This window comes from Trinickia sp., from assembly GCF_051954495.1.
Classification (GTDB): Bacteria; Pseudomonadota; Gammaproteobacteria; order Burkholderiales; family Burkholderiaceae; genus Trinickia.
This window is the reverse complement of record NZ_JBQCHR010000043.1, coordinates 1-7428: the sequence shown is the minus strand read 5'-3', so window position 1 is coordinate 7428 and position 7428 is coordinate 1. Positions and strand designations below refer to the sequence as shown.

The 7428-nt window shown below is 65.4% G+C and carries 5 protein-coding genes; all 5 read right to left on the bottom strand.

From position 1 onward, the window contains the following. A partial coding sequence (locus ACTHNR_RS07290) for a translation initiation factor IF-2 N-terminal domain-containing protein (protein ID WP_440546901.1) occupies nt 1–1601 on the bottom strand: 1601 nt, incomplete at its 3' end. Between the two features lie 95 nt (nt 1602–1696). Then, nucleotides 1697–3172, bottom strand: coding sequence for a transcription termination factor NusA (gene nusA / locus ACTHNR_RS07285; protein ID WP_440546900.1), 1476 nt, complete (start codon nt 3170–3172; stop codon nt 1697–1699). Beyond that, complete coding sequence (gene rimP / locus ACTHNR_RS07280; RefSeq protein WP_440546899.1) at nt 3169–3627, bottom strand: ribosome maturation factor RimP; 459 nt, start codon at nt 3625–3627, stop codon at nt 3169–3171. The genes nusA and rimP overlap by 4 nt, the downstream gene beginning before the upstream one ends. Nucleotides 3628–4000: 373 nt before the next feature. Further along, nucleotides 4001–5758, bottom strand: coding sequence for a 23S rRNA pseudouridine(2605) synthase RluB (rluB, locus tag ACTHNR_RS07275; protein WP_440546898.1), 1758 nt, complete (start codon nt 5756–5758; stop codon nt 4001–4003). A 57-nt stretch (nt 5759–5815) separates the two neighbouring features. Continuing rightward, the gene (gene scpB / locus ACTHNR_RS07270) at nt 5816–6832 is read right to left on the bottom strand and encodes an SMC-Scp complex subunit ScpB (RefSeq protein ID WP_440546897.1); all 1017 of its coding nucleotides are present in this window, start codon (nt 6830–6832) and stop codon (nt 5816–5818) included. Nucleotides 6833–7428: the final 596 nt, after the last annotated feature.

Genomic DNA, 7428 nt, shown 5'->3' with positions numbered 1-7428 from the left:
GCCTTCGCACCGCGCGCACGCATCGCCGTAAACGCTTCGTGACCCGGCGTGTCGAGGAACGTGATGACGCCGCGCGGCGTTTCGACGTGATACGCGCCGATGTGCTGCGTAATACCGCCCGCTTCGCCCGCTGCCACCTTCGCGCGGCGGATGTAGTCGAGCAGCGAGGTCTTGCCGTGGTCGACGTGACCCATGACCGTGACGACCGGCGGACGCGGCAGCTGCTCGGCGTCCGTTGCTTCGCCTTCGACCAGCAGCGCTTCCGGATCGTCGAGCTTGGCCGCGACCGCGCGGTGGCCGAGTTCCTCGACGATGATCATCGCCGTTTCCTGGTCGAGCATCTGGTTGATCGTGACCATCTGCCCCATCTTCATCATCACCTTGATGACTTCCGATGCCTTCACGGACATCTTATGGGCGAGGTCGGCCACGGTGATCGTCTCGGGCACGTGCACTTCGCGCACGATCGGCTCGGTGGGCGCCTGGAACGAGGTGCCCGCGTCCTGATGCTTGCCGCGCCCCTTCGGGCCGCCGCGCCAGCCGCGATCGACGCCGCCGCTCGAATCGCCGCGCGTCTTGATGCCGCGACGCTTCGCGGCGTCATCCTGCCAGCCGCCCTTGCCGCCCTGCTTCTTCTTGTCGGCGCCCGGCGTCGTCGTCGAAGGCTGGGTCGTGGCGGGCGCGGCAGCGCCTGCCGCCGGCTTGCGTGCTTGCGTGGGACGCGCCGCTTCGCCGGCCGGACGGGCTGGCTTGTGCAGCGTACCCTTCGCCTCGGCCGCCTTGGCGGCTTCGGCCGGCTTGGCCACGGGCGCCGGCTCCGGCGCCTTGACTTGCGCCTTGCGCGGCGTATTCATCATTTCGCGGATCGCGCGCGCCTCGGCCTCGGCCTTCTCGCGACGCTTGCGAATTTCTTCCTGTTCGGCGCGCGCCTTCTCGGCGGCCTCCCGTGCGGCGTCCTCGGCCTTCTTGGCCGCTTCGCGCTGCGCGGCGCGCTCGGCGGCGGCTCGCTCGTCCTCGACGGCGACGCGCTCCGCCTGCTCGCGGGCAGCGGCGTCCTCACGATGCTTCGCGGCTTCTTCCTCGGCACGCTGACGCTCCGCTTCGGCGGCCTTCTCGCGCGCCTGGCGCTCGGCTTCCTCGCGTTCGAGGCGCTCTTGCCGCTCGCGCAATTCCTGCGCTTGCTGCTCGAGCAGCTCCGCTTCGCGGCGCGCCTCTTCCTCGCGGCGCTGCAGCTCGGCGCTTTCCTCGGCGACGGCGGCCTCTTGACCGGCCGCTTCCGCCGCCGCGCCGTCACCGGCTTCGTCGCGTTTCACGAACACACGTTTCTTGCGAACTTCGACCTGAATGGTGCGAGCCTTGCCCGTCGCGTCGGATTGCTTGATCTCCGACGTGTGCCGGCGAGTCAGCGTGATCTTGCGCTTGTCGGTATCGGCCGAGCCGTGCGACTTACGCAAGTGGTCGAGCAGACGCGCCTTGTCCGATTCGGACAAAGCATCGTCCTCACTCGCTTTCTGGACACCCGCCGCCTGGAGCTGCTCGAGCAGCACCCCGGCTGGCATTTTGAGTTCCGCGGCAAATTGGGCTACGTTGTTACTCGCCATTCATTCCTCTTAATGCAAGGACCGATTCCTTGCGGTTAGCATCGGGTCATGCGATCGCAAGATCGCGGTCTAATCAGTGCGCCATGGTCATTCACTCACTGGAACCAATGTTCACGTGCTTTCATGATCAACGCCTTAGCGGCATCCTCTTCCATTCCGGTCATGTCGACCAATTCGTCGACGGCCAATTCGGCTAGGTCGTCGCGCGTTTGAATCTGGTGCTCCGCCAACTTCGCCAACAGATCGGCGTCCATCCCGTCGAGGCTCTTCAGATCGAGCGCGACGCCCTCGACCTTCTCCTCGTTCGCGATCGCCATGGTCAGCAATGCGTCGCGCGAGCGGTTGCGCAGTTCGTGGACGGTATCCTCGTCGAACGCCTCGATTTCGAGCATCTCGTTGAGCGGCACGTAGGCGATCTCTTCGAGGCTCGTGAAGCCTTCGTCGATGAGGATGTCGGCGACTTCCTCGTCCACGTCGAGCCGCGCCATGAACAGGTCGCGCAGAACGCCGCGTTCCTGGTCTTGCTTCTGCGCCGACTCGTCGGGCGTCATGATATTGATCTGCCAGCCGGTCAGTTCGCTGGCGAGACGCACGTTCTGGCCGCTGCGGCCGATGGCGACCGCGAGCTCGCTTTCGTCGACGACGACGTCCATCGAATGTTTTTCTTCATCGACGACGATCGACTGAACCGCGGCCGGCGCGAGCGCGCCGATCACGAACTGGGCGGGGTCTTCGGACCATAGCACGATGTCGACGTTCTCGCCACCGAGCTCGTTGCGAACGGCCTGAACGCGCGAGCCGCGAATGCCGACGCACGTGCCGATCGGATCGATCCGCTTGTCGTAGGCCACGACGCCGATCTTCGCCCGCACGCCCGGATCGCGGGCCGCCGCCTTGATTTCGAGCAGGCCTTGCTCGATTTCGGGCACTTCCATCTCGAACAGCTTCATCAGGAACTCGGGCGCCGTGCGCGAGAGTTCGATCTGCGGGCCGCGTGCGGTGCGATCCACCTTGCCGATATAGGCACGCACGCGGTCGCCCACGCGCAGGTTTTCCTTCGGGATGAGCTGGTCGCGGCGCAGCAGCGCCTCGACGCGGCCCGATTCGACGATGAAATTGCCCTTGTCCAGGCGCTTCACCGTGCCGGTCATGATCTTTTCGCCGCGCTCGAGGAAATCGTTCAGGATCTGCTCGCGCTCGGCGTCGCGCACCTTCTGCAAGATGACTTGTTTAGCGGCCTGCGCGCCGATACGGCCGAATTCGATCGACGGAATCGGCTCTTCGATATAGTCGTCGATTTCGATTTCGGGCTTCTGTTCGCGCGCTTCGAACAGCAAGATTTCCTGATCCGGCTCTTGCAGGCCGGCTTCGTCGGGCACGACGCGCCAACGGCGATACGTTTCGTGCTCGCCCGATTCACGGTCGATATGCACGCGAATGTCCACGTCTTCTTCGAAGAGCTTTTTGGTGGCCGAAGCAAGAGCGGCTTCAAGCGCAGCGAACACCACATCTTTATTGACGTTCTTCTCGCGCGCCAGCGCATCGACCAGCATCAGTACTTCGCGACTCATTGTTTGCGGCTCCTAAAGTCAACGTGCGGGACGAGGCGTGCGCGGTCCATGTCCGCGAGCGTGAAATCGAGCATCGCGGCGCCCTCCTTCCCTTCAAATTCCAATCCGATCGTTTCGCCGTTGGGCGCATGGAGAATGCCCCGGTACGTCTTGCGTCCGTTCAACGGCTTTTTCAATGTCACGACGGCCTCGCTGCCCGCGAAGCGCAAGAAATCCGCCAACTTCTTGAGCGGACGATCGAGCCCCGGCGACGATACTTCGAGCCGTTCGTAGTCGATGTTCTCAACCGTCAGAACGTGCTGGAGCTGACGCGTGACTTTTTCGCAATCCTCGATCGCAATGCCGGCGCTCTGGTCGATATAGACGCACAGCATGCCGCGCCCGGTGCGCTCGAGGTCCACGAGCTCGTAGCCCATGCCCGAGACCGTGGTTTCTATCAGTTCCGTCAGTTGCACAAGTGCCCTCTAAGATGTTCGCGCAAACGCGCGAGCACCCCAGGGGCCGCGCGCCGCGCCATGCCGGCGCGCGAAAAGGTGCTGCTGGCCGAGATGCCGAACCGTTTCCGCCAAAAAAAAATGGGCTTAACGCCCATCATCTTCTTACCGGTGGTCGCACCTGAGCCGCACAAAAAACCGCACGCCCAGCGACTTTGCGAGTATAGCATTTTTGACGGCGCGTTGCAAAGCGGTGAGCGCCCGCGCATCGGGGCGCTCACGCGAGCGACCTGTCATATCGGGGCAAATGCTCGAATACCGGTCGGTGCAAACGGCCTTGATGCGGCGCCGGCCCAGCGGTCATGTATGACGCTGGGCCGCTTGCGCGCCGATGCTAGCCGCGGCTGCGCGAGCGGCCGCGCGGCGCCTGCGGGCGCTGGCCGCCGCCGCTGCGGTTGCCGCCAGGGGAGCGATTGCCGTTCCCATTGCCGCCGAACGCGCGCTTGCCGCCGCCGCTGCCCGAACTCGGCGCACGGTTGCCGTCGACGTCGCGCTGCGGCCGGCCTTTTTGGCCACCGCCACCGCCACCGCCGCCACCCGCACCGCCGCCGCGATTGCCGCCGCCCCGGTTGCCGTAGCCGCCGCCCAGGCCATCGCCGAAGCCGCCGCCCATGCCGGCTCCAAAGCCGCCCGCCCCGCGCCGGCCCGGGCCGCGTCCGGGCTGCTCGAAGCGGCCGTGCGCGGTCAGCACCGGTTCACGATTGATGAAGCCCATCGACGTCTGCATCGGATCGGGCTGACGCCGCTCCTGACCCTGGCGCCGCGCGCCTTTTTCCTCGACCGGCGCCTTGAGGCCGACAGCGGCCATCAAGCTGCGAACTTGGCTATCCTCGAGCTCTTCCCAGCGTCCGCGACGCAACCCGCGCGGCAGGGAGATCGGGCCATGGCGCGTCCGAATCAGCCGGCTCACCATGAGCCCGACAGCCTCGAACATGCGCCGCACTTCGCGATTGCGCCCTTCGGCCAGCGCAACGTGATACCAATGATTGGTCCCTTCGCCGCCGCCGTCGCGGATACGCAGGAAGTTGGCGGGGCCGTCCTCGAGTTCGATGCCGTGCAGCAGCTTTTGACGCGAGGCTTCCGACAGTTCGCCGACGACCCGGACCGCATATTCACGCTCGACGCTATAACGCGGGTGCATGAACCGATTCGCCAAGTCGCCCGACGTGGTCAGCATCAGCAAGCCTTCGGTATTGAAGTCGAGCCGGCCGACGGCAAGCCATTTCGCCGTCTTCATCGGCGGCAGCTTATCGAACACGGAGGGACGCCCCTCCGGATCGGCATGGCTGACGATCTCGCCCGTGGGTTTGTGATAGAGCAGCACACGCGGCGGCTTGGTCTGCACGCGGCGCTTGACCGGCTTGCCGTTGATGCGCACCTGGTCGGTCGGCATGATCCGCTGGCCGATGTGCGCCGGCTCGCCGTTCACCGAAACGCGACCCGCGACGATGAGTTCTTCCATTTCACGGCGCGACCCCATACCGGCTTCGGCCAAGACCTTATGCAGCTTCGGCGCGTCGTCGTCCGGCGCCAGCACACGCTTGGGCTGAGCCTCGCGGCCGCGACGCAGCATCGGCGCTCGCACGCCGGCCGCCGCGCCATTGTCGGCGTCGAACGCCGGCGAGGTGACGTAGCTGAACAGATCGTCTTGCGTGTCGGTCGCGGATTCTGCCGCCTTGGCCGGCTTGCCCTTATCGGGCGCGCCGCCTTCTTCCCGACGATTGGCGGCGGGCTTGCGGCCGCCCTTTTGCGCACCTTTTTGCGGCCCCTTGCGCGGCGCACGCACAGGCGGCGCGCCGTCTTCGGCCGCGCTCGCCGCCGCGGACGGTTGCGCGTCGGCGTCTTCGGCCGCCGGCTGGCCTTGGGGGCCGCCCTCGCCTTTGGTCTTGGCGGCGGCGCGACGCCGCGCGATCAAGCTACGGGGGCCTCGGCGCAGACCGCGGCGCGGGCGCTCCTGATCCTGTTCGCCCCCTTCGGCGATGGGGGCGCCTTGCTCGGATTGGCCTGCCTGCGCGGCCGGCGCGTCATCGCGGCCCGCGGCCGCTACGGCATGCCCGGGTGCGGACAAATCGGTGTCGTGGGTATTTGTCAAAACAACCTCAAGTGTCAATCGCGCGCCCATTGCGGGCGCCGCGTGCGTTCGCTTACGTCAGGCACTTCGCGACGCGGGTTCGTCGTCGGTGAAAGCGTCCGAGTTGTCGGCCGATTCGTCGCGAGGCGCGTCCTCGCGCATCGCGTCCATCGAGTGCGCATCGGCGACGGAAGACGTACTGTCACTGTCTTGCGCATGCCGCGGCAACTCGATGTCGATTTCGTCCGAAACGGTTTCATGCGAGCCGCGACTCTCGTCGCGACCGCCATCGGCGGCAGGAATCGTGCCGCCCTCGACGGACGGTGCAACGTTTGCCTGTCCATCGTGCGGCGCGCTCGCGCCGTCGTCTTCTTGTTCGTGGGCCGAAAGGCCCGGTTCCTCGGCTTGCCGCGACTCGGCAGCGCCCGACGGCGCGGCTTGCGCCGCTCCGGCATCGCCGGTCTCGGCCGAATCGTCGGGGCCGCCGGCATCGCCGCCCGCGAGCGGCCCGCCTTCGACGAGCGCCGCATCGTCCGGAAACTCGATGGCGTGTTGCGCCAAGAGATCGGCCGCGTTCTGCGTCGAGGGATCTTCGAGCGGCGGCAATTCGTCGAGCGCCTTGAGCCCGAGATCGTCGAGAAACTGCTTCGTCGTCGCGTAAAGCGCCGGCCTGCCCGGCACATCCCGGTGACCGATCACTTCGATCCAGCTGCGGTCTTCTAGCTGCTTCACCACCTGCGTATTGACCGTGACGCCGCGAATCTCTTCGATATCGCCGCGTGTGACCGGCTGCCGGTACGCGATGATCGCGAGCGTCTCGAGTACCGCGCGCGAATATTTCGGCGGCTTTTCCGGATGCAACCGGTCGAGATAGGTTCGCATCGCCGGCTTGCTTTGAAAGCGCCAGCCGGTCGCCAGCGCGACGAGCTCGACGCCGCGCCCCGACCATTCGTTTCGCAAATCCTCAAGTAACGCACGGACTGTATCCGCCGATACGCCGTCGGCGAAAAGCATGCGCAAGTCACCGACCTTCAGTGGTTCCTGCGCGCAAATCAAAGCAGTCTCGAGGACGATCTTCGCCTCTTGGGTATTCATGCAGCTAGGTCAGACCCTGTGGTCAACGAACCGGATCAAAACAGACGAAATGGAACTGAAGACGCGCTCGCCCGATTTTGATCGGTCATATTGATGGGAGCACGGACCGGGGGGTGGCGAAACGAGAATGCTCTCGAACCAAGCCCAGCCGGACGAAGCAGCGGTTTTCCGGAGAAGGCGCCGCGTGACTGAACGCCATCTTACGCAAAAAGGCGGAGGCCGTAAACAGCGAATCGATGGCGGGCGCCGTGGCGTAAAGCGCACTGCCTTCTTCAAATATTGAGCAGCTCGTGCTGGTCACCATTTAACTAGACGTACAGAGCGGTCTTGCTGCAACCGCAAAGGGGACGGATTCCCCGCATGCAGCCGCTGCAAGCGACGCCAGCCGTTCTGCCCGCTCCATCGCCCGGCGAATTTATCGCATCGCAATAACAGAGCGCGCACGCACACTCGGCGCGCGATGCTGCACAAGATTGGTGATTGCCCTGATTTTCGGCCCAGGCGTTTTGGCGTCTTATACGCCCCTAACTGACGCCCCCGCAGCCCCGTAACCACGGGGCCTCGCAGTATTCGCCAGCCACATGGCACGCTTCATG

Coding starts and splice junctions, on each gene's coding strand:
- nusA (WP_440546900.1), bottom strand. CDS start 3,172: ATGAGTCGCGAAGTACTGATGCTGGTCGATGCGCTGGCGCGCGAGAAG.
- scpB (WP_440546897.1), bottom strand. CDS start 6,832: ATGAATACCCAAGAGGCGAAGATCGTCCTCGAGACTGCTTTGATTTGC.